This is a genomic window from Pseudoduganella flava (assembly GCF_007830495.1).
GTDB classification, from domain to species: domain Bacteria; phylum Pseudomonadota; class Gammaproteobacteria; order Burkholderiales; family Burkholderiaceae_D; genus Rugamonas; species Rugamonas flava.
On record NZ_VLKW01000005.1, the window covers coordinates 281,622 to 305,149 of the forward strand.

General features: G+C 68.9%; 22 protein-coding genes. 9 read left to right on the top strand and 13 right to left on the bottom strand.

Annotation, left to right across the window (positions count from 1 at the left end):
- Positions 1-29: 29 nt before the first annotated feature.
- The gene (locus tag IP92_RS15240; protein ID WP_145876337.1) at positions 30-992 is read right to left on the bottom strand and encodes an NAD-dependent epimerase/dehydratase family protein; all 963 of its coding nucleotides are present in this window, start codon (positions 990-992) and stop codon (positions 30-32) included.
- Between the two features lie 16 nt (positions 993-1,008).
- Complete coding sequence (gene kbl / locus IP92_RS15245) at positions 1,009-2,226, bottom strand: glycine C-acetyltransferase (protein ID WP_145876339.1); 1,218 nt, start codon at positions 2,224-2,226, stop codon at positions 1,009-1,011.
- A 193-nt stretch (positions 2,227-2,419) separates the two neighbouring features.
- On the opposite strand from kbl, the gene IP92_RS15250 reads away from it, so the two are divergent.
- Together IP92_RS15250 and IP92_RS15255 are read left to right on the top strand one after the other, a co-directional pair.
- On the top strand, positions 2,420-2,992 hold the full coding sequence (locus tag IP92_RS15250; RefSeq protein WP_145876341.1) for a helix-turn-helix domain-containing protein: 573 nt from the start codon (positions 2,420-2,422) through the stop codon (positions 2,990-2,992).
- A gap of 85 nt (positions 2,993-3,077) precedes the next feature.
- The gene (locus IP92_RS15255; protein WP_145876343.1) at positions 3,078-3,650 is read left to right on the top strand and encodes a hypothetical protein; all 573 of its coding nucleotides are present in this window, start codon (positions 3,078-3,080) and stop codon (positions 3,648-3,650) included.
- Here the strand turns inward: IP92_RS15255 and IP92_RS15260 are convergent, their stop codons facing one another.
- From IP92_RS15260 to IP92_RS15270, 3 genes are read right to left on the bottom strand one after another with little or no spacing between them, the layout of a single operon-like run.
- Entirely contained in the window at positions 3,651-3,905 is a 255-nt protein-coding gene (locus IP92_RS15260; RefSeq protein WP_145876345.1) for a hypothetical protein, read from the bottom strand. It lies immediately after the preceding gene.
- The gene (locus tag IP92_RS15265; RefSeq protein ID WP_229418802.1) at positions 3,902-4,714 is read right to left on the bottom strand and encodes a DNA/RNA non-specific endonuclease; all 813 of its coding nucleotides are present in this window, start codon (positions 4,712-4,714) and stop codon (positions 3,902-3,904) included. Before IP92_RS15265 ends, IP92_RS15260 begins: the two co-directional genes overlap by 4 nt.
- 12 nt (positions 4,715-4,726) lie before the next feature.
- On the bottom strand, positions 4,727-5,680 hold the full coding sequence (locus IP92_RS15270) for a helix-turn-helix transcriptional regulator (protein WP_145876347.1): 954 nt from the start codon (positions 5,678-5,680) through the stop codon (positions 4,727-4,729).
- Positions 5,681-5,762: 82 nt separating this feature from the next.
- On the opposite strand from IP92_RS15270, the gene IP92_RS15275 reads away from it, so the two are divergent.
- Positions 5,763-6,398, top strand: a complete 636-nt coding sequence (locus IP92_RS15275) for a LysE family translocator (RefSeq protein ID WP_145876349.1) — start codon at positions 5,763-5,765, stop codon at positions 6,396-6,398.
- Positions 6,399-6,432: 34 nt separating this feature from the next.
- Here the strand turns inward: IP92_RS15275 and IP92_RS15280 are convergent, their stop codons facing one another.
- The 5 genes from IP92_RS15280 to IP92_RS15300 form a co-directional block, all read right to left on the bottom strand.
- Positions 6,433-6,777 (bottom strand): hypothetical protein, encoded by a 345-nt coding sequence (locus tag IP92_RS15280; RefSeq protein ID WP_145876351.1) that lies wholly within the window; start codon positions 6,775-6,777, stop codon positions 6,433-6,435.
- Positions 6,778-6,854: 77 nt separating this feature from the next.
- On the bottom strand, positions 6,855-7,844 hold the full coding sequence (locus IP92_RS15285; protein ID WP_145876353.1) for a response regulator: 990 nt from the start codon (positions 7,842-7,844) through the stop codon (positions 6,855-6,857).
- Positions 7,841-8,953, bottom strand: coding sequence for a hybrid sensor histidine kinase/response regulator (locus tag IP92_RS15290; RefSeq protein ID WP_145876355.1), 1,113 nt, complete (start codon positions 8,951-8,953; stop codon positions 7,841-7,843). The genes IP92_RS15285 and IP92_RS15290 overlap by 4 nt, the downstream gene beginning before the upstream one ends.
- On the bottom strand, positions 8,953-10,293 hold the full coding sequence (locus IP92_RS15295; protein WP_145876357.1) for a sensor histidine kinase: 1,341 nt from the start codon (positions 10,291-10,293) through the stop codon (positions 8,953-8,955). The genes IP92_RS15290 and IP92_RS15295 overlap by 1 nt, the downstream gene beginning before the upstream one ends.
- Positions 10,293-11,678 carry a class I SAM-dependent methyltransferase gene (locus IP92_RS15300; RefSeq protein ID WP_145876359.1) on the bottom strand — a complete coding sequence of 462 codons (1,386 nt, stop codon included), beginning with the start codon at positions 11,676-11,678 and terminating at the stop codon, positions 10,293-10,295. The genes IP92_RS15295 and IP92_RS15300 overlap by 1 nt, the downstream gene beginning before the upstream one ends.
- 356 nt (positions 11,679-12,034) lie before the next feature.
- Between IP92_RS15300 and IP92_RS15305 the strand changes: the two genes are divergently transcribed.
- Positions 12,035-13,108, top strand: a complete 1,074-nt coding sequence (locus tag IP92_RS15305; RefSeq protein WP_145876362.1) for a flavodoxin family protein — start codon at positions 12,035-12,037, stop codon at positions 13,106-13,108.
- A 9-nt stretch (positions 13,109-13,117) separates the two neighbouring features.
- Here the strand turns inward: IP92_RS15305 and IP92_RS15310 are convergent, their stop codons facing one another.
- Positions 13,118-14,320, bottom strand: a complete 1,203-nt coding sequence (locus tag IP92_RS15310; RefSeq protein WP_145876364.1) for a glycosyltransferase — start codon at positions 14,318-14,320, stop codon at positions 13,118-13,120.
- Positions 14,321-14,563: 243 nt separating this feature from the next.
- Here IP92_RS15310 and IP92_RS15315 point away from each other — a divergent pair, with 243 nt between their 5' ends.
- The 5 genes from IP92_RS15315 to cphA all read left to right on the top strand — a co-directional run bounded on the left by IP92_RS15315 (position 14,564) and on the right by cphA (position 21,562).
- On the top strand, positions 14,564-16,000 hold the full coding sequence (locus IP92_RS15315) for an iron-containing redox enzyme family protein (protein WP_199271875.1): 1,437 nt from the start codon (positions 14,564-14,566) through the stop codon (positions 15,998-16,000).
- A gap of 69 nt (positions 16,001-16,069) precedes the next feature.
- Positions 16,070-17,098, top strand: coding sequence for a methyltransferase (locus tag IP92_RS15320; RefSeq protein ID WP_229418803.1), 1,029 nt, complete (start codon positions 16,070-16,072; stop codon positions 17,096-17,098).
- 20 nt (positions 17,099-17,118) lie between these two features.
- Positions 17,119-18,024 (top strand): isoaspartyl peptidase/L-asparaginase, encoded by a 906-nt coding sequence (locus tag IP92_RS15325; RefSeq protein WP_145876366.1) that lies wholly within the window; start codon positions 17,119-17,121, stop codon positions 18,022-18,024.
- Positions 18,021-18,920 (top strand): cyanophycinase, encoded by a 900-nt coding sequence (locus tag IP92_RS15330; RefSeq protein ID WP_145876368.1) that lies wholly within the window; start codon positions 18,021-18,023, stop codon positions 18,918-18,920. Before IP92_RS15325 ends, IP92_RS15330 begins: the two co-directional genes overlap by 4 nt.
- Positions 18,917-21,562 (top strand): cyanophycin synthetase, encoded by a 2,646-nt coding sequence (cphA, locus tag IP92_RS15335; protein WP_145876370.1) that lies wholly within the window; start codon positions 18,917-18,919, stop codon positions 21,560-21,562. The genes IP92_RS15330 and cphA overlap by 4 nt, the downstream gene beginning before the upstream one ends.
- 27 nt (positions 21,563-21,589) lie before the next feature.
- Here cphA and IP92_RS15340 read toward each other — a convergent pair whose 3' ends face one another.
- Positions 21,590-22,612: an AraC family transcriptional regulator ligand-binding domain-containing protein gene (locus IP92_RS15340; RefSeq protein WP_145876372.1), complete on the bottom strand. Its 1,023-nt coding sequence runs from the start codon at positions 22,610-22,612 to the stop codon at positions 21,590-21,592.
- Positions 22,609-23,484 (bottom strand): GGDEF domain-containing protein, encoded by an 876-nt coding sequence (locus tag IP92_RS15345; protein WP_145876374.1) that lies wholly within the window; start codon positions 23,482-23,484, stop codon positions 22,609-22,611. The genes IP92_RS15340 and IP92_RS15345 overlap by 4 nt, the downstream gene beginning before the upstream one ends.
- Between the last annotated feature and the right edge of the window lie 44 nt (positions 23,485-23,528).

A 23,528-nucleotide genomic window follows, 5' to 3' on the forward strand; every position in this document is an offset into this window, starting at 1 on the left:
TTCTTTATAGGTGTAATCGGTCGCTGCGCTCAGGCGGCGCGGCTGACCTTGACGTCGACATTGGCCAGCATGTCCTTCACCATGTCATCCAGGCCGATGCGGTGGCGCCAGCCCCAGTCGGCCCGCGCGGGCGCGTCGTCCAGGCTGTGCGGCCATGTGTCGGCGATCTCTTGGCGGCTGTCCGGCTTGTAGGCGATCGTGAAGTGCGGCAGGCGCGCCTTGATCGCGGCGGCCAGTTCGGCCGGGTTGAACGACAGGCCGGCCACGTTGTACGACGAACGTACCTTCACCTGCGATGCCGGCGCTTCCATCAGTTCGATCGTCGCGCGGATCGCATCGGGCATGTAGATCATCGGCAGCGTCGTCTGCGGGCCAAGGAAGCACTCGTAGCGCTCGCCGGCCAGCGCCGCGTGGAAGATCGCGATCGCGTAGTCCGTGGTGCCGCCACCCGGCGGCGACTTGTAGCTGATGATGCCGGGATAGCGGATGCTGCGCACGTCCACGCCGTACTTCAGGTGGTAGTACTCGCACAGCCGTTCGCCGGCCAGCTTGCTGATGCCGTAGATCGTCGTCGGGTCCATCACCGTCAGCTGCGGCGTGTGATCGAACGGCGTGTTCGGGCCGAATGCGGCGATCGACGACGGCCAGAACACCTTCAGCGGCTTGCCGGCCTCGCCCCGTTCGCGGGCGATCTCCAGCACGTTGAGCAAGCCGTCCATGTTCAGCTTCCAGGCCTTCAGCGGCGCCTGTTCGCCGGTGGCGGACAGCATCGCGGCCAGCTGGTAGACCTGGGTGATGTCCTGCGACGAAATCAGCTGCGCCAGCGCTTCCTCGTCCAGCACGTTGAGCACCTGGTACTGCGGCGCGTTATACAGATTGTTCGGCGAGATGTCCGTCGCGAACACATTGTGGGGGCCGTATTTGGCGGCCAGGGCTTCCACCAGTTCGCTGCCGATCTGGCCGTTGGCGCCAATGACGAGTACACGTTCCATGCTTATGCTTTCACTATCAGTTCTTGAGGATGCCGAGTTCCTTGCCGGCCTGTTCGAAGGCGGCCAGCACCTTGTCCAATTGTTCGCGGGTGTGGGCGGCGGACAGCTGCACGCGCACGCGCGCCTGCCCCATCGGCACCACCGGGTAGAAGAAGCCGGACAGCAGCACGCCAAGCTCGTACATCCGCGCCGCGAATTGCTGCGCCACGGGCGCATCGAACAGCATCACCGGCACCACCGGGTGCGTGCCCGGCTTGATCGTGAAGCCGATGCGCTCGATCTCGCGGCGGAAGTGCGCGGTGTTCTCGTGCAGGCGGTCGCGCAGCTCGGTCGACGCGGACAGGCGCTTCAACACGGCCAGCGACGCGCCGGCGATCGATGGCGCCAGCGTGTTCGAGAACAGGTACGGGCGCGACTTCTGGCGCAGCGTGTCGATCACTTCCTTCCGGCCCGACGTGAAGCCGCCCATCGCTCCGCCCAGCGCCTTGCCCAGCGTGCCCGTGATGATGTCTATTTTGCCCATCACATTGTGGTGCTCGTGCGTGCCGCGGCCCGTCTTGCCCATGAAGCCGGACGCGTGGCATTCGTCGATCATCACCAGCGCGCCGTATTGTTCGGCCAGCGCGACGATGCGGTCCAGCTGGGCGATCGTGCCGTCCATCGAGAACACGCCGTCCGTGACGATGATCTTGTGGCGCTTGCCGGCGGCCGCCTTCAGCTGGTTTTCCAGGTCGGCCATGTCGTTGTGCGCGTAGCGGAAGCGCGCGGCCTTGCACAGGCGGATGCCGTCGATGATCGACGCGTGGTTCAGCGCATCGGAGATGATCGCGTCGTTCTCGTCGAACAGCGGCTCGAACACGCCGCCGTTCGCGTCGAACGCGGCGGCGTACAGGATCGTGTCCTCGGTGCCGAGGAATTCGGAAATCGCCCGCTCCAGCTCCTTGTGCACCGTCTGCGTGCCGCAGATGAAGCGCACCGACGACAGGCCGTAGCCGTACTGTTCGGTCGCGTCGATCGACGCCTGCGCCACCCATTCCTCGCCCGACAGCCCGAGGTAGTTGTTGGCGCACATATTGATCAGCGTGCGGCCGTCCGCGCTGGTGACTTCCGCGCCCTGGCGCGATGCCAGCACGCGCTCGGGCTTGTACAGGCCCTGCTCGCGCAGCGTGTCCAGGTTGGTGCGCAGGCCGCTGTAGAAGGATGCGGTGGCTGGCAGCTTCGCTTGTTCGCTCATGGTTCTCCTCGGGGGGTGGAATCGACGTCGCTTGACCGCTGCGACACCTGTGTTGTACCGTGCTTCGCGGAGAACAGGGTATCGAACTTTCGGCCGATTCCGATATTTTCTCCGGTATTCAATATCTTGAACGCGAGTTCAATATACTGGATAGTACATAAGCATATTGAACTTTGCAACCCATCTTGTGAACATGAAACCATCCATCGCCAATGCGCCGCCCGAAGTGGGCGCCGCCTTGCAGCGCCTGCGCCTGGCGCGCGGGCTGACCCTGGAAGACCTGTCGCGCATCGCCGGCGTGTCGAAATCGATGCTGTCGCAGATCGAACGGGAGAAAGCCAACCCGACGATTGCGATCACGTGGCGCCTGGCCAATGCGCTGGGCGTCGCCATCGGCGAGCTGCTCGACGACGACCAGCGCCCCGTCGAGACGATCCGCGTGCTCGACGCGCACGAAACCCCCACCTTGCCCGGCAACCACGCCGGCTACGTGCTGCGCATCCTGGGGCCGATGGAACTGGCCGGGAAATACGAGTGGTACGAACTGACGCTGGCGCCCGGCGGCGAACTGGCGTCGCAGGCCCACGATCCGGGCACGACGGAACACCTGACCGTGCTGCACGGGTCGATGGAACTGGAAGTGGGAACGCAGAAGAAGAAAGTAAAGCTGGGCGGTACGGCGCGCTATCCCGCGGACCAGCAGCACGCGATCCGCAATCCCGGCAAGACGGAGGGGAAGGCGCTGCTGGTGGTGATCCACCGCTAAGGGGTCAGGCGGTGCCAGGTGTGGCGTGCTCTGCGTCCCCGCAGGGCCGCCTACAATGGCGCTTTGTCCACGACACCACGGCGCCATGAACATCGTCTGCATCGCCTGGGGTTCGCTGCTGTGGCAGCCGGGCCCTTTGAAACTCGCCTCGGGCTGGCACCCGGGCGGCCCCCTGCTCCCCCTCGAGTTCGTGCGCGACAGCGACGACAGCGCCGAGCTGGCCCTCGCGCTGTGCCCCGGCGCGGCCCCGGTGCCGACGTACTGGGCCTACCTCGACACCGGCGATCTCGACACGGCGCGGGCGATGCTGCGGCAACGGGAAAAGATCACGCCGGGCCGGCCCGAGTGGGTGGGCAGCATTCCCTCGGAGCTCGCGAGCGGCGAGCAGGCCACCGTCGCCGCATGGCTGCGCGCGCGCAGCATCGATGCGGCGGTATGGACGGCGCTGCCGCCGAAGTTCGACGGCGTGGATGGGCGGGTGCCCAGCGGCGCGGAAGTGCTGGCCTTCCTGGCCGGGCTGGAAGGCGAGACGCGCCAGGCCGCGGAGCATTACATCCGCCGCACGCCGCCGCACGTGGATACGCGCTACCGGCGGCTGATCGAGGCGTGCCTCGGCTGGCGGCCGCTGCGCGAGGCGGCCGTCACGCGGATGCGCTGATCAACCGAACGGGTTGCCGACCTTCTTGACCTGCGGGGCCGGCAACGTCGCCGGCAAGTCCTGCTGCGCCTCCAGCCGGGCGACGGCGGCGCCCAGCAGCTGGTACAGCTCGCGGGCGTGCGTCAGGCCCGCCTTGTCCATCGTCAGGTCGATGTCGCCGTCGATCGTGATCCGGTCCAGCCGGTTCTCGATCGTCAGGCCGCCGATCGTCAGCACGTCGGCCTCGTTCGCATAGGGGACGAATTTCCTGGTCATTGGTACTTATCCTTTCCGCGTGAACGCTTGGTGTTCGTCTTCGGCAGCTTCAGCATCACTTCTTTCTGCCGTGCCGACAGCGACGGTATCAGATTGATGCCGATCGTGCGTTCCAGTTCGGCGATCGTCATCGTCTTCGGCCGGGCATCGGCCTCGTTGGCCACGAACCACGCACCGCCGGCGCGCTGGCGCGGGCTGTACACGGCCTTGTACAGGTGGCTCGGCACCAGCACATTGCCCACCTTGCGCAGCTCGCCGCCGAGGAACGCGGGGCCCGTGATCACGTACAGGTCGCCCTCCTTCTTGACCATCTTGCGCACGGATTGCTCGATGCCGGCCCACACGTGGCGGTTGTTGTCCGCATCCTGCGGCACCATGTTCGCCAGGGTGAAGCTCTGGTACTGGCTGCCGCGATCCGGCATGTCGCCGGACGGCGCCATGTGGCCCCGATCGAAGCCGCTGCGCGCGTAGTCGGCCAGCTCGGCGCGCTGCCCGGCCGGCAGCCGCGTCTCCGCGTGGAAGGCGTTCTCACGCGACATGTCCTCGGCCGCGGCGACACCGCGCGCCGTCAGGTGCTCGGCCGACCACAGCGGCGTGCGCGTGACGCCCGAGTGCATCACACCGAACACGTCGTAGCACAGCTCGTGCGTGGCACGGGCCATCTTGTCGTTGAGGATGTGCGGCGCCTGGCCCTGCACATAGTGCTGCGGGCAGGATGGCGAGGCAAAGGCGTGGGTGGCGAACAGGCAGGCCGCCAGCGCGGCGGCGCGGATCAGGTGAACGGGCATCGGCAGGACGTGTAAAGACATTCGATGCGCATTCTAGCCGACGCTTGCGGTTTGCAACAGGCGCACCGCATGTTCGCGCACCGCTGCGCACAGCGCCGGCGGGTGCACGACCTCGAACGGGAACGGCAGCGCCGCCAGTTGCCGGGCCAGCCAAGGCAGTTCATCCGCCTCCGACCGCAGCAGAACGCCGTCCTCCGCCTGCTCCAGCACGCCCATGTAGCCGGGCAGGCTGGCGCGCGCACTGCTCACGTCAGTCTTCAACAGCACGGTGGCGGAAAAGGCCCGCGGCACCGTCGCGACGGCACTGCGCACGTGCGCCAGCGGGTCGAAGCCTTCCGGGCGGACGAACGCGCGCACGAGCGGGCGCACCTGCACCACCCGGTCGAGCCGGAGCGTGCGCAAATCCGCGCGCAGGTGGCACATGCCGGCCACGTACCAGAAGCCCAGGTAATACGCCAGGCCATACGGGTCGAACTCGCGCTCGGTGACGTCGCCCGCCGGGGCGCGGTACGTCAGCCGGACGCGCTGGCGAGCCTGGGCCGCGGCGGACAGCGCCGCCAGCGCGTCGTTGCTGCCGGGAGCGGTCCCGCGCGCGAGATCGAGCCGCACGGACGCATCGACGGCGCCGACCCGCCGCCGCAAGCCGTCCGGCATGATGCGCTCCAGCTTGGCCTGCGCGCTGGCGACGGCCGGCGTGCTGTCCGCCAGGCCCAGGCTGCGCGCGGCCAGCAGGCCGACGGCCAGCGCGAGCGCCTCGTCGTCCGTGAACATCATCGGCGGCAGCTTAAAACCGGGCATCAGCGCATAGCCGCCATAACGGCCCCGCTCCGCCGTCACGGGAATGCCCAGCTCTTCCAGCATGACGATGTAGCGGCGCAGCGTGCGGCCGTCGACGCCCAGCCGGCTCGCCAGCTCGGTGCCGCTCAGCCGGCCGTGGGTCTGCAGCAGCTCGAGCACGGCGAGCACGCGGGTGGTGGGATGGTACATGGGTTGAGCATAGCATCGAATCAGGGCGGATTCCGACCTGAATGAACCTTAGCCTGTGCGCTTTCCACTCATGGAGCGGCACATGTCCTACTCGATCAACCTGTGGCTGTATTTCGCCGTCGTGCTTGGCATCGTCGCGCTGCCGGGGTTGGACATGGCGTTCGTGCTGGGCAGCGCGCTGATCGGCGGCCGGCGTGCCGGACTCGCCGCGGTGGCGGGCATCGTCGCTGGCGGCGCGTGCCACGTGCTGATGGCGGCATTGGGCGTGGCCGCGCTGCTGCGCGTGTGGCCGGCGCTGTATCCGGCGCTGCTGCTGGGCGGCGCGGCGTACATGGGATGGATCGGCTGGGCGCTGCTGCGCGGCGCGGATGGCTTCGCGCTGGCCGGCACGCGTGGCGCGGACCTGCTACCTGCCGCCGCGTTCCGGCGCGCGATGCTGACGAACCTGATGAATCCGAAGGCCTATGTATTCATGCTGGCCGTGTTCCCGCAATTCCTCCATGCGGAACACGGCCCCGTGTGGATGCAGTCCGGCGTGCTGGGCGCGATCACGGCGCTGACCCAGCTTGCCGTGTACGGCGCACTGGCGCTGGCGGCCGCGCGGGCATCCACCTGGTTCGGGCGCAGCGGCGGCGCGGCCGCCTGGACGGCACGCGCGCTGGGGGTGCTGCTGCTGGCCACCGCCGCACTGGGCCTGTGGCAGGCGGCGCAGGCCTGACCGCAAGGCTGACGGCCAAGCCTGCCGCCGACGCTCAGTGCAGCCGGTCCAGCGCCTCCAGTACCCCCTTGCGGTTCTTGTGCTTGACTTCATAGGTGCGCACCTTGCGGCGCTGCGCGGCCGTCAGTTCGGCTAGAGCGCTGCGCACCTGAGGCACCGTCAGGTGCTCGTAGTTGGCGATCGGTACGCCGCGGTCCGGCGATGCGCCCGCGCGGTCCTTGGCCTTGGCCGTCTTCGTCTCGCCGTAGTCGCGGCGCTGCTTGTTGACGATGCGCGCGGCCACTTCCTCTTCGCGGCCCTTGTAGCGGCCTTCCTTCTCGAAGCGCTGTTCGAGTTTCTCGTATTCGCGTTCCCGTTTCGGGCTGGCACCTCGTGGCATGACATCCTCCTCGATTCCGTTATACGGATGTCATGGTAGCGAAGCGCGCAGCGCTGCGTCGCACAGCAGGTGCCCCGTCAAAACTGCTCGATCCACCCTGCCAGCTGGGCCGGCGTCGGTGCGGCGTCGGCCCCCACCAGCTTCACATGCACGCCATCCGGCCCGCCGGCCATCTGCAGCGTCTGGCCGTGCGTGCCGAGCCACAACAGCGCCGCCAGCCAGAACGCATGCTGCTGCGAGACGGTGCTGGCTGTCGGGGTTTCCAGGAATTCCGTCAGCCGCGACGTGTGGACGATCGTGCCGCCGTCGGCCGCGCGGTCGAAGCCGTCGGCGAACACCTCCGCGAGGCGGTCGAACACGTCCGCCGCGCCGCCGCCGCGCGCCAGCAAGCCATCGAGCTGCGTGCGGACGGCAGCCGCGAACGCGGCGCTGCGGAACGCCTCGGAGCTGATCAGGTCCGAGTAATCCATCATCAGCCAGTCCGGCTCGGGCGGCGTCAGGCCAGCGCACAGCGCGGCGGCCAGGTACGCTTCGATCGGCACGGCGGCACCCTGCGCGCCGGCCTCCCCCGCCACGCCGGCACACAGCGCATACAGCGTGCCGATCCGGTTCGCCACCGCCTGCTTCTGGCGGATCAGCAGCTTTTCGCGCAGCAGCTGGGCGTGCTCGCGGCGCAGCCGCGCCAGCTCGACGGCCTGCTTCATCTCCATCCGCAGCGCCGAGATGTCCCACGGCTTCTGGATGTAGCGGTGGATCTGGCCCTGGTTCACCGCCTCCACCGTATGGGCGATTTCCGAGAACGCGGTGGTCAGGATGCGCACGATGTGCGGATAGCGGTCCCACGCGTAGAACAGCAGTTCGTTGCCGTACGCGCCGGGCATGCGCTGGTCCGACACCAGGACGGCGATCGTGTCGGCATGCTGGTCCAGCATGCGCTTGCCTTCCTCGACGGATTCGGCGGTCAGCACATTGGCCTGCGCGCCCAGCGCGCGTTGAAAATACTTCAGTGCCGTCGGCTCGTCGTCGACGTACAGGATGGCTGGCAATGGTTTGGCAGCATCGATCATGCTTGTTCCTTTTGTGTTTCTGGAAAATTCATCGTGACGGTCGTCCCCCGCCCCTCTTTCGACTGCACGCGCAGCGCGCCGCCGAACGACTGCATCACCCGGTTGCAGAAAATCAGGCTCCAGCCGTGCCCCGCGCCACCGTGCATCGATACGGGGTCGAGCAGCAGGCGATGCAGGATCGCGGAAGGGATGCCGGGGCCGTTGTCGGACACGGCGAGCACCGGCCGCTCGTCCACACCCACCGTGACCGTCAGGCGCGGCGCCGGATGGCCGTCCAGCGCGCGCAGCGCATTGCCGACCAGCGCGGACAGCACCAGCGCCACGCAGTTCGGCGCCGCCGCGATCGGGAAGTCGTGCCGCACGTCGACCACGATCGCGTCGCGCTGTTCAGGCGCCATCGCATACGCGGCCAGCAGCGCCGCCACCATCCGCTGCGCGCTGTCGGCCGCTACCCGCGCGGCCGGCGCCAGCGCCGCGCGCTTGATCGTGTCGACGAACGCGTCCAGCACGGACTGGCAGTAGCGCGCATTATCGTTCATGTGGGCGACGGCGTTGCCGATGCGGGCACGCAGCAGCGCCGGCGAGCCTTCGTCGTCGCGCTCGGCCACGCGCCGCGCGATCGTCTGCGCGAAATCGGCGATCGACGCGAGCGGCGTGCCCAGCTCGTGGGCCAGGAACGCCACCGTTTCCTCGACCGCCAGCATGCCCTGTTCGCGCACCGCGCGCTCGCGCGCCCGCCGTGCCGCCTCGGCGCAGGCCAGCCGCAGCACTTCGCGCAGCGTGTCCTGCGGCACGGGCTTTTCCAGCACGCGGAACACGTCGCCGCCGTTCACCGTTTCCAGCAGCACGTCCTTGTTCGCGTACGCGGTGACGAGGATGCGCACGAGGCCGGGCCGGCGGCGCTCCACCTCGCGCAGCAGTTCGCCGCCGGCGCGCCCCGGCATGCGCCAGTCGGTGACCAGCACGTCGACGGAGTGCTCGGCCAGGAGCGCCAGCGCGGCATCGACACCCGGTGCCGTCAGCACGCGGTAATCGCTGCCGAACGCGCGGCCGAAGTACTTGCGCGCCAGGTCCTCGTCGTCCACGTACAGCACCGTCGTCGCTTCCATCAACGCTCCCCGCCTGCCCGCGGCAGGTCGAAAGTAAACTTCGTCCATTGTCCCGGCACGCTCTCGGCAGACAGCAGGCCGCCGTGGCGCTGCACCACGCTGTAGCAGATCGCCAGCCCCAGGCCGAGCCCCTGCCCGACTTCGCGGGTCGTGAAGAACGGCTCGAACACGCGCGACAGGTGCTCGGGCGGGATGCCGGGGCCGTTGTCGACCACCCATACGCGCACCCGCGCACCATCCGGCCGCGCGCCGACGACGATTCGCGGCGCCCCGTTCGGCTCCTTGCGCAGCGCCAGCGCGGCATTGCTGAGCAGGTTGATCAGCACGCCGATGATGGCCGCCTCGTCGCCCCGCACCAGCATGTCGCCATCGATGTCGCGGCCGATCGCGATGCCCTTGGTCTCGTGGCCGACAAGGCGCACTGCCGCATCGAGCGCACGCTCGAACAGGAATGCCGCGTCCTGCGTTTCCTCGTTGCGGTAGGCGAACGTCTTCAGGTCCGAGACGATGTACTGCACCCGTTGCATCCCCTGCTTCGCATCGGCCAGGCACTCGCGCAGCGTGGCGCTGGCCTGCGCTGCCGGCTCCTCCATCGCCACGTCGATCGCCATCATGCAGAAGTTGACGGGGTTGTTCACCTCGTGCAGCAGGCCGGCCGATAACGTGCCCAGCGCCGCCATCTTCTCCTGCTGCAGCATCTGGCCCTTGATGTCGGCGAGGTTGCGGTTGGTGCTTTCCAGCTCCTCGTTCTTGCGGGCCAGTTCGTCCTTCAGCTCGAACAGCTGGCGCCGCCCCCTTTCATTGTAATAGGTATAGACGGTGCTGCCGGCCACGGCGAACAGGATGATCGTCGAGTGGAACAGGAACTGGCCGTGATCGCGCACGCCGCTCTCCCGCGTCACGCACGCCAGCCAGTACAGCAGCAAGGTCAGCATGCCGAACGCCAGCGTGTACATATACCCCACCGGGAACAGCGTGCCGACCGCGAAGATCGTCAGGATGATCCCGGCGTAGAACAGCGATGCCTCGCCCTGCGTCACGTGGATCATCCAGGCGATCATCAGCTGCGGGAACGTGAGCCAGACGAACGTCACCGCGTGCACGTGGCGCCGGCCGAACGGCAGGTACAACAACCCCAGGCCGGCCAGCACGCCCAGCCCGGTAACGACGCGCGCCAGCGCGAAGCGCAGCATCTGGTCCGGGTACACGGCATAGTCGAGCACCACGCCGAGCAGTACCAGCACGATGACCGTGACGGCGCACGCGCGGCTCTGCAGCAGGTGGAATCCGGACAGCTCCCTGGCGTAGCTGCCGCGCACCGTCGTGGCAGCGGCCCCCATCAGCGCGCAACCGTGGTTTCGGCGAACACGTTGACACCGGTGGGATCGGTGTACACGTGCGTCTCGCCGCGCCCGGCGGGCAGGATCGCCTGCATCTTCGCCTCGTCGCGATAGATCAGGTACCACTCCAGCACGTGCTCCATGCTGAAGCGCTCCGGGTTCGCGCTATGCACATTCGTGACGAGCAGCCGCCCGCCCGGCCGCGTGCGCGATGCGAAGTAGCCGTTCAGCCGCGCGCACACCTTGTCCGACAGGTAGTCGAACAGGCCGGCGCAATACACCGCGTCGAACTCGCCCTGGCCGGCGCCTTCCGTGTCGCGGCGCTTCAGGAGCTGGTGCACGGAGTCCTGCACGAAGTCAATGCGGGTGCGCTTGCCGGTGGCACGCTGCACGGCATCGAGCCGCGCGCGCGTCCAATCGAGGGTTTCGGCGGAAAAGTCGACCAGCTGGAACGACAGCAGTTCGGGCTCGTCGAACGTCTCCAGGAAGCGGGCGATCTCGGCGGCCGGGCCGCAGCCCACGTTCAGTACGCGGAACGCCCGGCCGGCGGCGCGGGCCTGCTGCGCCAGCCCGGTCAGGTATCGCACGAGGATGTCGATGCGGTGCCGGTGCGCCGTCGCCACCGCCGTCTGCAGGAAAGCCGTGTTGACGACCTGGAAGTAGGTGCTCGGCCCTTCGCGGGGATCGCCCAGGATCTGGTTCACCATCTGGTAGTCGCCCGCGTAACCCAGCGGCTTCGTATAGGTGCGGAACACGAACGGCGCGCGCAGGATCAGTGGGTGCAGCGCGGCCTGCGCGAACGCGCGGTGCGCCGGCGCCAGCTCGTCGTCGACCAGCGAGGCCTGGTGATTGAGCTCGTCGAAGCAGGTCTTCATCTTGCTCATCAGCGGCAGCGCCAGCTCATGGAAATACTCGGTGGGCAAACGATTGCCCGGCTGGCCGTCCGCCAGGTCCACCTGTTCGAGCCAGCGCGACGCGTCGGCCAGGAAGGCGCGCGTCTCGTTGATGACGATCTGGTAATCGCGGCGGATGCGAAAACGCTCGCTCCAGCCGTCCACGAACGCCTGCGCCTTGCGGCCGATGACGCCGGGCGCCAGCGCCACTTCGGTGAGCTCGCGCCACTCGTCCGTCAAGCTGACCGACACGATCGCCGTCAGCCCCGTGTTGACCATGCTGATGACGACGGCCTTGCCGACGTACGCATTGCGGGCGCCCATCCGCACCGTCAGCTCGGAAAGCACTTCGCTGACCTGGACAATCGACCACGGGTTATACACTTCCATCACCAGCGAGCGGCGCTGCAGGTTGACGATCGTGGCGCGGACAGCTTCGCCTTGCGTGTTGTAGAAGCTGACGACAGGATCGATTTGTGTTGGTGAGTACACGTATGAGCTTGTGCTGGCAATGGTAATGCCGAGTGTACATCGATGAACTAACCCCTGCAATGAACCTTTTCCCCAGCGCACGGCCGTTTTCTCTTGCCTATACGAAATTCCACAAAGAAATGTCCGTGAAATGTCAGGCAAGCCCGGCCGGGCCCTGCGCGCAGCCGCGTCGGACGGCCCTGTCACTGGTTCTTCTTGCCTGCTGGAACCATCTACGCCGGCGGAAAGCAACTAACAATCACAAAGTTGATCGGCAGCCGGCTGTGCGGTGGGCTCGCCCAGCGCCGTCCTGGACGGTACGGTGCCGTACAGACGCCTTGCACGCTCCGCGCCACACTGGCACCACGGAGGCGAACATGACGCAAGACGTAAGGAAGGGCCAGGCGCCCGGCAAGCTCGATCGGGATGCATTCCACCGCAAGTTCACGGCATCGTTTTACGATCCCCGCTTCGACCCGCTGCGCGAACAGATCGCCCAGCTCGAAGACGTCGCGTGGCGCAATTACTGCGACAGCCGCAAGGCGCCGATCACCGTCAAGGCGGGGCCGGGTTTCGCGGATCCGGACTACGACCTGGCGGTCGGGTGGAAGGCCGCGCGCGACCGGCTGCTGGAAGCGGAGCGGCGCCAGAAGGACCCGGCCACGCCATCGCGCGTGCTGCTGGTCGTGGGCGCCGCACGCAACGACGGCACCTGCCCCGGCGAGATGTCGAAGACGTTCCGGATGGTCGAATTGGCGCGCACCGCGCTGCAAACCGAGGGCATCGAGGCCGATGTGCTCGACCTGTCGCTGCTGACCTCCACCTACGATCATCACATCCACCCGTGCAAGGGGTGCGTATCGACGGCGATGCCGCTGTGCCACTGGCCGTGCAGCTGCTACCCGAACCACAGCCTGAACCAGGTGAACGACTGGATGAACGAAATCTACGAGCGCTGGGTGCTGGCGCACGGCGTGCTGATCGTCGCGCCGACGTACTGGTACCAGTCGCCGTCGCCGCTGAAGCTGATGATCGACCGCCTCGTGTGCGCGGACGGCGGCAACCCCGATCCCTCCAGCACGCACGGCAAGGAGCCTGAGGAAGCCAAGGCGCTGGAATTGCAAGGCTGGGATTACCCGCAGCACCTGGCCGGCCGCGCCTACGGCGTGTTCGTGCACGGCGACGTGGCCGGCACGGAAAGCCAGCGCCGCAACCTGGCCGACTGGCTCGACTGGATGGGCCTCATCGCTGCCGGACAACAGGCCGTCGTCGAGCGCTACATCGGCTATTACGAATCGTATGCCGAGAGCCATGCGGCGCTGGACAAGGATGCGGCGCTGCAGGAAGAAGTGCGCAACGCGGCGCGCGCCGTGGCCGAAGCCGTGCGCGAGCTGCGCGCCGGGCGGCTGTCGAAGCCGGATGCACGGCTGCGGCGCCCGAGGCCAAAGTAAGGCGGGAAGTCAGGCTCCGCTCAGTTGCCGCTCGAACGCGTCGACGACGCCCTCGGTGCGTTCCAGCACGCTGCGCGCGCCGCGCCGGTGGGCGAACGCGGCGGCCGCGGCGCGGAACTTGCCGTCGTCGAGCAATGCCCGGACCAGCGCGCGCCAGTCGCCACCCGCCTTCACCCGGGCGCCGTTGATGCCGCCGCCCCAGCTGTCGACGCGCCGCGCGAGCAGGAACTGCTCCAGCTGCATCGGCAGCATCAGCACGGGCACGCCGGCCAGCAGCGACTGCACCAGCGTCGCCTCGCCGGCATGGCACACGCACAGCGCGGCGCCATGCAGCGCCACTTCCGGCGCCACCGGGTGCGCCGAATACACGATGTGCGACGACAGTACGGGCGCGGGCCGTCCGGCCGCCACTTCGGGCAGGTAGCACAGCACGCGGCAGCCTTCGTCCACCAGCGCCTGCAGCACCGCCGCATGGCTGCCGTGGTCGTGCTTCAGGTAGGCGAACACGCGAGGACCGTCGCCCGGCGGCCAGGCCGGCGCCGAACCGCCCAGCGGCATGCAGACCGGGCCGAGCCAGGCGCCGTCGCCGGGGCCGCGGCCGTAATGGTCGAGCTCCGGCCACGTGCACAGCAACGGCGCATCGCCCAGCAGCAGGCGCGCGGCGTTCGGCAATTCGGGGGCGCGGTGCATTTCCAGCACGGCATTGGCCACGTTCAGCAGATGGGCCTCGGCCCGGGCAAGACGGTGCGGCGCCACGCCTTCCCAGTCCCGCAGGCACGGCAATGGCCGGTCTGGCGGCGGGCTGCAGAAGCCGATGCCGACGGAGCTCGTCGGCACGCCCAGGCTGCGCGCCGCCAGTAGCGCGGTCGGCGCATAATCGGCCACGACGAGGTCGGGCCGGGCTTGACCGAACAGCCCGCGCCAGCCTTCCACGAGGCCGGCCAGGCCGGGCACTTCCAGGTAACCGGCGGCGATCAGGATTTCGGCGAGGCTGGCCTGGTTCGGCGGCATCCCCTCTGTGCGGTGCAGCCACACGGGCGCCTGGAAGCGCGGTACCGGCAGGTCGGCCAGCACGCGCTGCGTAAAGCCCAGGTCGCGCAACGTCAGGCTGACCCGATGGCCGCGCGCCAGCAGTACGCGCGCCAGCATCTTCAGCCGCCCCGCGTGGCCGAGGCCACCGCCCAGTTCCCATGCCAGGTGTATATGTGCCATGTCGTTCACAGTCCACGAAGCGCGGCCAGGTCGGCCGCGGCCATTATATAGGGCGCTGTCACCGGGGCACAGCGCCTTATTACGCAAATCCGCGCCCAACGACAGTCAGAATCCGACACCTGTAATCCCTCTCTTACACCGCCACGGGATGCATGCCGCTACTCAGCCTGGCAGCGGCACCGCATACTCGTTATACAGATGACAATGCTGTTGTCAAAATCAACTCAGCCGAACGAGATAAGAATGCCAACGACCGCCCTCGCCCAACGCCCCGAATCCACCATCGACAGCACGGATGCGAAAGCCGTGTATCACGCGCTGTACGACGGGGCCGACCCCAACCTTGCCGCCGAATACCTGGTGGCCCGGCTGGACGAGGCGGCCAACCTGCCGTGTGACCTGCCCGATACCGTGGACGGCATCGCCGAGTGGATCGCCACGCATACGGACGCCGTCGGCGCCGAATACCGCGAATACCTGGCGGCCCGCCGCAACGGTGCGCCGCGCCGCTATTTCCGCTCGCGTGCCCAGGCGCTGTACTTCCTGAAGGCCGTCGCGCCGACCAAGCTGGTCGACGGCGCCTGGCTGTACGGCGTGCTGGAACGGTGGAGCGACCCGGACTATCAGCCGCTGATCCGCATCTACCTCGAAGAGCTGGGCAACGGCGTGCCGGACAAGAACCACGTGACGATCTACCGCAAGCTGCTGGACCAGCATGGCTGCGGCAACTGGCAGGACCTGCCGGCGCGCCACTTCGTGCAAGGTGCCATCCAGCTCGCGCTGGCCCATGGCGCCGACGATTTCCTGCCCGAGCTGGTCGGCTACAACCTGGGTTACGAGCAGCTGCCGCTGCACCTGCTCATCACGTCATACGAACTGAACGAACTGGGCATCGACCCCTATTACTTCACGCTCCACGTCACCGTCGACAATGCCGACACGGGCCATGCCCACACGGCGCTGGAATCCCTGCGCCGCGTGCTGCCGCGGGTCGGCGACAGCGCCGCCTTCATGCGCCGCGTGGCGGCCGGCTTCCGGCTGAACGACCTGGGTCTCGGCACCGTCGAAGCCATCGCGTCGTTCGACCTGGAGCGGGAAACGGTGGCGATGCTGGCCGCGAAAAGCGTGGTCGGACGCAATATGCATTCCGATTACTGCCGCGTGGCCGGCCGCACCATCAACGACTGGCTGGCCGAACCCGCGCAGATCCCCCAATTCCTCGAAAAACTCGAGCAGCAGGGCTGGATCCGGCGCGGCGAGCCGGCCGAGAACAGCCGCTTCTGGAAGCTGATCCACGGCGAGCGCGCCGAGATGTTCGGCGTGTTCAGCCCCTACGAACAGCAACTCCTGGGCGACTGGATCGCCACGCCGCGCAACGGCGCCGAGCCGGCGGTGCCGCGCACGATCAGCCACCGCGCCCAGCGCCGCTCGATCGACACGCTGGAAGGCACGGGCCAGCGCAGCCATGCCCCGCGCGGCGTGATCCGCCACGTGTTCCCGGCCGACGAGCATGCATGGGAAACCATCGGCTGCGAATTGCGCCTGCTGGAAGCACAACTGGCCGCCACGGCCAGCAAGGACGAGGCGATGGCGCTGCTGGCCGGCCTGATGGCACCCAGCCAGCATCACACGTCGGCCGGCCTGATGGCCACCCGCGTGTTCGCCCGCCTGTACCAGTAAGCGCAGCCGCCTGACAGCATCCCGCCGCGCCGCCGCGGCCCCCATAACAACCACGAGACGAGGCTCACCATGATGACCGACACAGCCCGCGGCGCTTCCATTTCCGCCGGGGCCGTCCCGGAGACGGCACCCGCACGCGCGCATGCCCAGCCGCTGCCCGATGCGGCGGTGCTGCTGGAGGTGGGCCGCGCGCTGCGCGCCGCCAACTACCGGTTCACGACGGTGACGCCGGCCACGCACAGCCGCGTCAAGGCGCGTACCGACCACGTGTGGGCGCGCGACCTGTGCGACATCTTCGGCTGGAGCCGGCCGTTCCGGGCCGACGCGCTGTCGCCCGAGCTACTGGCGCTGATGATCCGGGCCGGCATCGCCCAGCCCCATCGCGACGGCTGGCGCTCGACGTTGCGCGCCGCCACGCTGGACGGCGAACTGTACTTCCATTCCGCCTATCCGACGAACGAGGCGGATGCCGTGTTCTTCGGCCCGGACACCTACCGCTTCGCCCGTGCGCTGCGCGGTGAACTGGCGGCGATCGCCGCGGCCGGCCGTCCGGTGCTGCGCGCGGCGGACGTGGGCGCCGGCGCTGGCCCGGGCGCGCTGACGGTCGCGCGCCGCTTCCCGCAAGCCGAAGTGCTGGCACTCGACATCAACGAGCGGGCGATGCACCTGTGCCGCGTGAACGCGGCGCTGGCCGGTACGGCCAATACGGCCGTGCAGCGCAGCGACCTGCTCCACGGTGCGCCCGGCGAATTCGACCTGATCGTGTCGAACCCGCCCTACCTGCTCGACAAGTCCGAGCGCGCCTACCGCCATGGCGGCGGCGAACTGGGCATCGGCCTGTCGCTGACCCTCGTGCGCCAGGCGCTGGGCCGGCTCGCGCCCGGCGGCAGCCTGCTGCTGTACACGGGCGTGGCGATGGTGCGCAACGACGATCCGTTCCTGCACCGCATCGCCCCGCTGCTGGACCAGGCGGGCATGGCATGGCACTACGAAGAACTCGACCCCGACGTGTTCGGCGAGGAGCTGGACACACCGGCCTATGCCGAGGCGGACCGCATCGCGGCCGTCTGGCTGAAGGCCGCGAAACCCCTGCATTGAACTTGATCGACAAGGAAACCATGAGCGAACAACTGCAAGCGACCGTCGTCGTGCACGGCGGCGCGGGCGGCAGCCGCGACCAGGACGACGGCTGCCGCTTCGCCGCCCGCACGGGTCGCGACCGCCTGGCGGGCGGCGCCAGCGCGCTGGAAGGCGCGGTGGCCGCCTGCGTGGCACTGGAAGACGATGGCCGCTACAACGCCGGCAGCGGCGCCGTGCTGTGCCTCGACGGTCACACCATCGAAATGGATGCGGCCGTGATGGATTCGCAAGGCGCGCTGGGCGCCGTGGCCTGCATCCAGCGCGTGAAGAACCCCGTACTGGTGGCGCAGGCGATCACCCGCACGCCGCATTGGCTGCTGGCCGGTGAAGGGGCGGAGCGTTTCGCCCGTACCGCCGGCTTCCCCATCCACCACCAGATCAGCGAGCGCCAGCGTGCCAAGCACGAGCGCCTGATGGCCACGCTGGGCAGCCGCGAGCCGGCCACGCCGGGCGTGGCGAACCGCGCGTTTGCCGACTACTGGAACTACGACACGCCGCGTGTGTTCAACCCGTGCGACACGGTCGGTGCCGTGACGAGAGCCGCGGACGGTACGTTTGCCGTCGCCTGCTCCACCGGCGGCTCCGCACCGTCGCTGCTGGGCCGCGTCGGCGACACGCCGATCATCGGCAGCGGCTTCTACGCGGGGCCGGATGGCGCCGTGGCTGTCACCGGCATCGGCGAGCACATCGTGCGCCGCCTGCTGGCCTATACCGTGTACGGCTGGATCGCCGGCGGCATGCCAGTCGACGAAGCGATCCGTCGCGGCGTGGACCTGTTCCCGCGGGAGATCGACGTGGGCGTCATCGCCGTCAGCCGCACTGAAACGGGCATGCACAGCAACCGCGAAATGCCGTGTGCCGTCGTGTCGGCGGGGGACGCATGACGGCGTTCGACCGCAGTCAGCATGGCCACCTCGTCATCGTCGGCGGCCACGAAGACCGCGAGAACAGCAAGGAGATCCTGTCGCGCTACGTACAGCTGTGCGGCGGCGCCGCTGCCACGATCGCCGTCATCACGGCCGCAAGCCGGGTGCCGGACGAGATGTGGCGCCGCTATGACGAGGTATTCCGCGAACTGGGCGTCAAGGAAACCATTCGCGTCGACTTGCCGGACCGCGCCGCCGCCAACGATGCGGAGATGGCCGCCCGCGTGCGCGCCTGCGACGGCATCTGGATGACGGGCGGCGACCAGAAGCGCCTGCTGGCGATGATCGGCGGGACGTTGCTGGACGAGGCGATGCACGGCGCGCTGAAGGAAGCGGGCGCCTGCATCGGCGGCACCAGCGCCGGCGCCTCCGCGATGTGCGGCCACATGCTGGCCGACGGCAAGGCCGACCTGCTGCCCGAAAAGGGTTCCGTCAGCCTGGGCGCCGGCCTGGGCTTCGTGCAGCGCGTCGTCATCGACCAGCACTTCAGCGAGCGGCACCGGCTGGCCCGGCTGCTGACCATCGTCGCGCAAAACCCCTACCTGCTCGGCATCGGCATCGACGAGGACACTGCGCTGGTCGTCGAGCGCGGTGTCGGCATCGAGGTTATTGGCGCCGGCAGCGTCACCGTCGTCGACGGCCGCGCGATGATCTCGAACGTGGCCGACATCCCGGCGGGCAGCACGCCGCAGCTGATCGACGTGCGCCTGCACCTGCTGCCGGCCGGCAGCAGCTTTGCGCTGGCCGAAGAGATCCACCACCCCCACCAGCTGGCCCCGGACGCGACGCGCGACACGCCCGCCGCGCTGGCCGACTTCGTTCGCAACGTCACCAAGAGGAATCCCCTGTCATGAACATCCTGGATCAGCGCGTGCTGCGTGGCCCCAACCTGTACGCCGCGCGCCCTTGCCTGCTGACGGTGCTGGACCTCGAGGACCTGCACGAAGTGGCATCGAACGCGATTCCCGGCTTCACCGCGGCGCTGCTGGCAATGATGCCGAGCCTGATGGCGCACCGCTGCTCGCCTGGCCACTACGGCGGGTTCGCCGAGCGGCTGCGCGACGGCACCTACATGGGCCACATCATCGAACACGTCACGCTGGAGCTGCAATGCCTGGCCGGCACGCCGGCCGGCTTCGGCCGCACCCGCCGCGTGCGCGGCCAGCCGGGCGTGTACCGCGTCGTCTGCGCCTTCAAGGAAGAAGCGGTGGCGCGCGATGCGTTCGACCTGGCGTTGGCGATCGTCGGCGCGCTGGCGCGCGGCGAGTCCTTCGCGCTGGAAGAGCCGCTGGCCGCGCTGCGCCGCACCGCCCAGCAGCACGCGGTGGGCACCAGCACGGCCGCCGTGCTGCAGGCGGCGCGGCGCCGGCGCATCCCGTATTTCCGCGTCACCGAGAACGCCAACCTGTTCCAGCTGGGCTGGGGCAGCAAGCAGAAACGGCTGCAGGCCACGATGACGGGCGACGCCAGCAATATCGCCTGCCGGATCGCCAGCGACAAGCAGCTGACGAAGGCGCTGCTGAAGGAGGCGGCCGTGCCCGTCCCCGCCGGCAGCGTCGTGACGACGGCCGAGGAAGCGCGCCGCGCGGCCCGCAAGCTGCGCGGTACCGTGACGATCAAGCCGCTGGACGCGAACCAGGGCAAGGGCGTGACGACGCAATGCCGTACGCCCGAGGAAGTGGACGCGGCGTTCGCGGCCGCCCGCGCGTTCTCGCGCAGCGTGATCGTCGAACGCCATGTCGAGGGCCAGGATTACCGCGTGCTGGTCACCGGCGAGCGCGTGGCCGCCGCGTCGCTGCGCCGGCCGCCCACCGTGGTCGGCGATGGCCACCGCACCGTGCGCGAGCTGGTCGCCGTCGAGAACGCGAATCCGGCACGGGGCAAGGGCCATACGAACATCCTGACGCAGATTCCGCTGGACGAGCATGCGCAGCGGGCCCTGTCCACGCAGGGCTATACGCTGGACAGCGTGCCGCCCGTCGGCGTGCCGGTGCTCCTGCGCGGCAATGCCAACCTGTCCACCGGCGGGACCGCCGAAGACGTCACCAGCCTGCTGCCGGACGAGACGCGCGACATCTGCGTGCGCGCGGCCCGCAAGATCGGGCTGGACGTGGCCGGCATCGACCTGGTGTGCCGCGACATCGCCCGCCCGCTGGCGGAACAGGATGGCGCGATCATCGAAGTCAATGCGGCACCGGGCATCCGCATGCACCAGTACCCCAGTGCCGGCACGCCGCGCGATGCCGGCGACGCGATCGTCGAAGCGATGTACGGGATCGATAACGGCCGCATCCCCGTCATCGCGATCACGGGCACGAACGGCAAGACGACGACCACGCTGATGACGGCGCACTGCGCCCGCGCGGCCGGCCACCGCACCGGCGCGACGACGACGGAAGGCATCTATATCGACGGCAGCCAGATCGCGCACGGCGATTGCAGCGGCTACTGGTCGGCGCGCACCGTGCTGACCGACCCGGCGGTGGACTTCGCCGTGCTGGAGACGGCGCGCGGCGGGATCCTGAAGCGCGGCCTGGCGTTCGACCGCTGCGATGTCGGCGTCGTGCTGAACGTGTCGGCCGATCACCTGGGCCTGGAAGGCGTCGACACGGTCGAGGACCTGGCGCGCGTGAAAGGCGTCGTCGCGAATGCCGCGTCGCGCTGCGTCGTCCTGAATGCCGAGGACCGCCACTGCGTGCGCATGGCGCAGAAGCTGCGCGAGCGCGTCGAGGTGCTGTTCTTCTCGCTGGACCCCGACAACCCAGTGCTGCTGAAGCACCTGCACAACGGCGGCCGCGCCGCCTACCTGCAGGACGGCGAACTGGTGATCGCGGACGGCAGCCGCCACCAGGTGCTGCTCAAGGCAAAGGACATGCCTGCCACGCTGGGCGGCCACGCCCGCTACAACATCGCCAACGGCCTGGCCGCGGCGGCCGCACTGCTCGCGACCGGCTTCACGCTGGAGCAAATCGCCGCCGGCCTCTCGACGTTCGTGTCCGACGGCCGCAGCAATCCGCTGCGCAGCAACGTGTTCGACGTGCAGGGCGTGACGGTCGTCGTCGACTACGCCCACAACCCGGCCGCCTACGCGGCGCTGGCCGGCATGGCGCGCGGCTTGACGCGGGGCCGCACGTTGGCCGTCATCACGGCGCCGGGCGACCGGCGCGACACGGACATGCATACCGTCGGCGAAACGTGCGCGCGCAACTTCGACGAGATCGTCATCTACGAATCGAACAAGCGCGGGCGCGAAGTGGGTGAGTGCATGCGGCTGATGCACGAAGGCGCGCTGGCCGCCGGCAAGGGCGAGGCACCGGTGCACTGCCGGCTGGACGGCCACGAAGCCCTGCGCCACGGGCTGTCGCTGTGCCGCCCCGGCGACGTGCTGATCTTCGCCTGCGCGACGTCGCTGCGGGACGTGGCCGACGCACTGCGCGACAGCGATCCGGCCAGCGCCCGGCGCATCGCAGAACAGGCCGCGCTGCAGGCGGCATAACGGTCGACTGAACGGCCAGGGACGGATTCAGGCCAGGCCGAGCGCCTCACTGAGGCCGCTGCGCAGCGACAGCGGCGCCTGGCCTGTCCACCGCTTGAACGAGCGGCGGAAGTTCGCCGCGTCGTGAAAGCCCAGGTGGCGCGCGACCGCGTCGTTGTCCGCGCCCTGCGCCTGGAACAGCCACAGCGCCACGTGCGTGCGCACCTGGTCCAGCTCTGCCTGGAAGTGGGTGCCGTGGCGCGCCAGCTGCCGCTTGAACGTGGCCGGGCTGACGCCGAAGTCGTGCGCGGCCTGTTCCAGCGAAGGTGCCACACGCACCCGCTCCAGCAGATAGTCGTACAGCGCGGCCAGCAGGCCGGGCGCGCGTTCAGGCTCGCCGGCCGCCGCACGCGCCGCCAGGTCCGCCGCCAGCGCGCTGCCGCGCGGCCAGGGCCGGTCCAGGTACGCCGCACCGATCAGCATCGCATCGAACTGGCAGCCGAACCGCAACGCGCTGCCCAGGTGGACGTGGTGCTGCTCGACGTGGCGCGGCGCCGCGCGGTTGAAGCAGAAACGCCACGGCAGCCGCTCGGCGCCGAGCCAGCGGCATAGCGCGACGACGGCCGTCATGTGCATCTCCACCAGCGCACCGCGCAGCGCCGGTGCGCCATGGCTGTCGACCCAGTACAAGGCAGCCACGCCATCCCACGTTTCAAAGCGGGGCCGCAGCAGCGGCGTCAGGCGGGCATGCCAGCGGCACAGCAACGTCAGCGCGGCGCGCAGGTTCGGCGCCTGCACCAGGGCGTTACTGGGCGCGCCGTCATGGCCGGGCAACAGCTGCTGGCCCAGCATGAAGCTCGTCTCCGGATTGTCCAGCGCGCGCAGCGCATTCGTCAGCAATTGCAGGTAATCGGCCGGCGCGACCAATCCGGCGGGATCGCTTGGGGTGACGCGCGTGCCGCGCAGCAGCGCCGCATCGGCCACGTCGCGGCTGCGCGCGTATTCGAGCACCAGCGCCGGCTGCTGGTGCGCCGGGATCGTCGGGTCGGTGGCGGCGCTCCAGGCGATCACGCGGCATCCATCTGGCGGCACAGCTCAGCCAGCAGCGTATCCGGCGCGGCCGTGCCGGCGCCAGCGCTTGCCCCCAAGGCCCCGCAGCTGTGGCGCAAGGTCAGCGTCAGCGGCACGCCGCCCGCATGGTGGCGCATCATGGCGACCATCACGCACAGGTGGCGTGCCACGTCGCGCGCCGCGGCCTCGGACAGGCCCGGCATCAGCACGGCGAACCGATCGCCCGCATAACGGCACAGCAGGTCGTCGTTGCGCAGGTTCAGGAGCAGCATGTGGCTGACGGCCTGCAGCACCCGGTCACCTTCGGCCTGGCCGTGCTCGCGGTTCACGCGGTGAAACCCGTCGATATCAAGCAGTACCAGCGCACACGGCCCGTGCTGCCGTTCCCGCTCCAGCTGGGCGCGCAGGTAGCGCGCGTCCGCCAGTTGCGTGACGCGGTCGAACGCGCGGTGGTCGCGGAACAGCCGCTCGCGCTTCTTCAGGTGTTCCGTCAGGCTGGCCTGTTCCTGGCGCCAGTAATACAGGCCGGCCGTCAGCACGGCCATCCCCAGCGGCATCAGCGCTTCCAGCGCGTTATCCCACAGCGCCGCCTTGTCGATGCGCCAGAACTCGTCCATGCAATCGGCCCAGGAGCCCACGCAGATCGCCGCGAGTCCCCCGGCCAGCAGGCGCGTGACGCGGCCGTCCGGCCGGCTGCCCAGTACGATCAGGCACCACAGGAATGCCATCACGGCCGTGCCGCCTTCGCCGGCGATGTCCATCCAGTGCCAGATGGCGAACGGTTTTGCCGTGCCGGCGGTGGCATACAGCAGCAGGCAGGCGGTGCCCGCGAGGCAGGCGGCGACGATGGCGTGGCGTTGGTACGTGTTCATGGGCTTCAGGCGAAAGGCGACCGGCAAGGTTAGCGTGCCGATGT

Excerpts from the sequence above, each read along its gene's own strand:
- IP92_RS15240 (WP_145876337.1), bottom strand. The coding sequence starts at position 992 with ATGGAACGTGTACTCGTCATTGGCGCCAACGGCCAGATCGGCAGCGAA.
- kbl (WP_145876339.1), bottom strand. The coding sequence starts at position 2,226 with ATGAGCGAACAAGCGAAGCTGCCAGCCACCGCATCCTTCTACAGCGGC.
- IP92_RS15250 (WP_145876341.1), top strand. The coding sequence starts at position 2,420 with ATGAAACCATCCATCGCCAATGCGCCGCCCGAAGTGGGCGCCGCCTTG.
- IP92_RS15255 (WP_145876343.1), top strand. The coding sequence starts at position 3,078 with ATGAACATCGTCTGCATCGCCTGGGGTTCGCTGCTGTGGCAGCCGGGC.
- IP92_RS15260 (WP_145876345.1), bottom strand. The coding sequence starts at position 3,905 with ATGACCAGGAAATTCGTCCCCTATGCGAACGAGGCCGACGTGCTGACG.
- IP92_RS15265 (WP_229418802.1), bottom strand. The coding sequence starts at position 4,714 with ATGTCTTTACACGTCCTGCCGATGCCCGTTCACCTGATCCGCGCCGCC.
- IP92_RS15270 (WP_145876347.1), bottom strand. The coding sequence starts at position 5,680 with ATGTACCATCCCACCACCCGCGTGCTCGCCGTGCTCGAGCTGCTGCAG.
- IP92_RS15275 (WP_145876349.1), top strand. The coding sequence starts at position 5,763 with ATGTCCTACTCGATCAACCTGTGGCTGTATTTCGCCGTCGTGCTTGGC.
- IP92_RS15280 (WP_145876351.1), bottom strand. The coding sequence starts at position 6,777 with ATGCCACGAGGTGCCAGCCCGAAACGGGAACGCGAATACGAGAAACTC.
- IP92_RS15285 (WP_145876353.1), bottom strand. The coding sequence starts at position 7,844 with ATGATCGATGCTGCCAAACCATTGCCAGCCATCCTGTACGTCGACGAC.
- IP92_RS15290 (WP_145876355.1), bottom strand. The coding sequence starts at position 8,953 with ATGGAAGCGACGACGGTGCTGTACGTGGACGACGAGGACCTGGCGCGC.
- IP92_RS15295 (WP_145876357.1), bottom strand. The coding sequence starts at position 10,293 with ATGGGGGCCGCTGCCACGACGGTGCGCGGCAGCTACGCCAGGGAGCTG.
- IP92_RS15305 (WP_145876362.1), top strand. The coding sequence starts at position 12,035 with ATGACGCAAGACGTAAGGAAGGGCCAGGCGCCCGGCAAGCTCGATCGG.
- IP92_RS15310 (WP_145876364.1), bottom strand. The coding sequence starts at position 14,320 with ATGGCACATATACACCTGGCATGGGAACTGGGCGGTGGCCTCGGCCAC.
- IP92_RS15315 (WP_199271875.1), top strand. The coding sequence starts at position 14,564 with ATGCCAACGACCGCCCTCGCCCAACGCCCCGAATCCACCATCGACAGC.
- IP92_RS15320 (WP_229418803.1), top strand. The coding sequence starts at position 16,070 with ATGATGACCGACACAGCCCGCGGCGCTTCCATTTCCGCCGGGGCCGTC.
- IP92_RS15325 (WP_145876366.1), top strand. The coding sequence starts at position 17,119 with ATGAGCGAACAACTGCAAGCGACCGTCGTCGTGCACGGCGGCGCGGGC.
- IP92_RS15330 (WP_145876368.1), top strand. The coding sequence starts at position 18,021 with ATGACGGCGTTCGACCGCAGTCAGCATGGCCACCTCGTCATCGTCGGC.
- cphA (WP_145876370.1), top strand. The coding sequence starts at position 18,917 with ATGAACATCCTGGATCAGCGCGTGCTGCGTGGCCCCAACCTGTACGCC.
- IP92_RS15345 (WP_145876374.1), bottom strand. The coding sequence starts at position 23,484 with ATGAACACGTACCAACGCCACGCCATCGTCGCCGCCTGCCTCGCGGGC.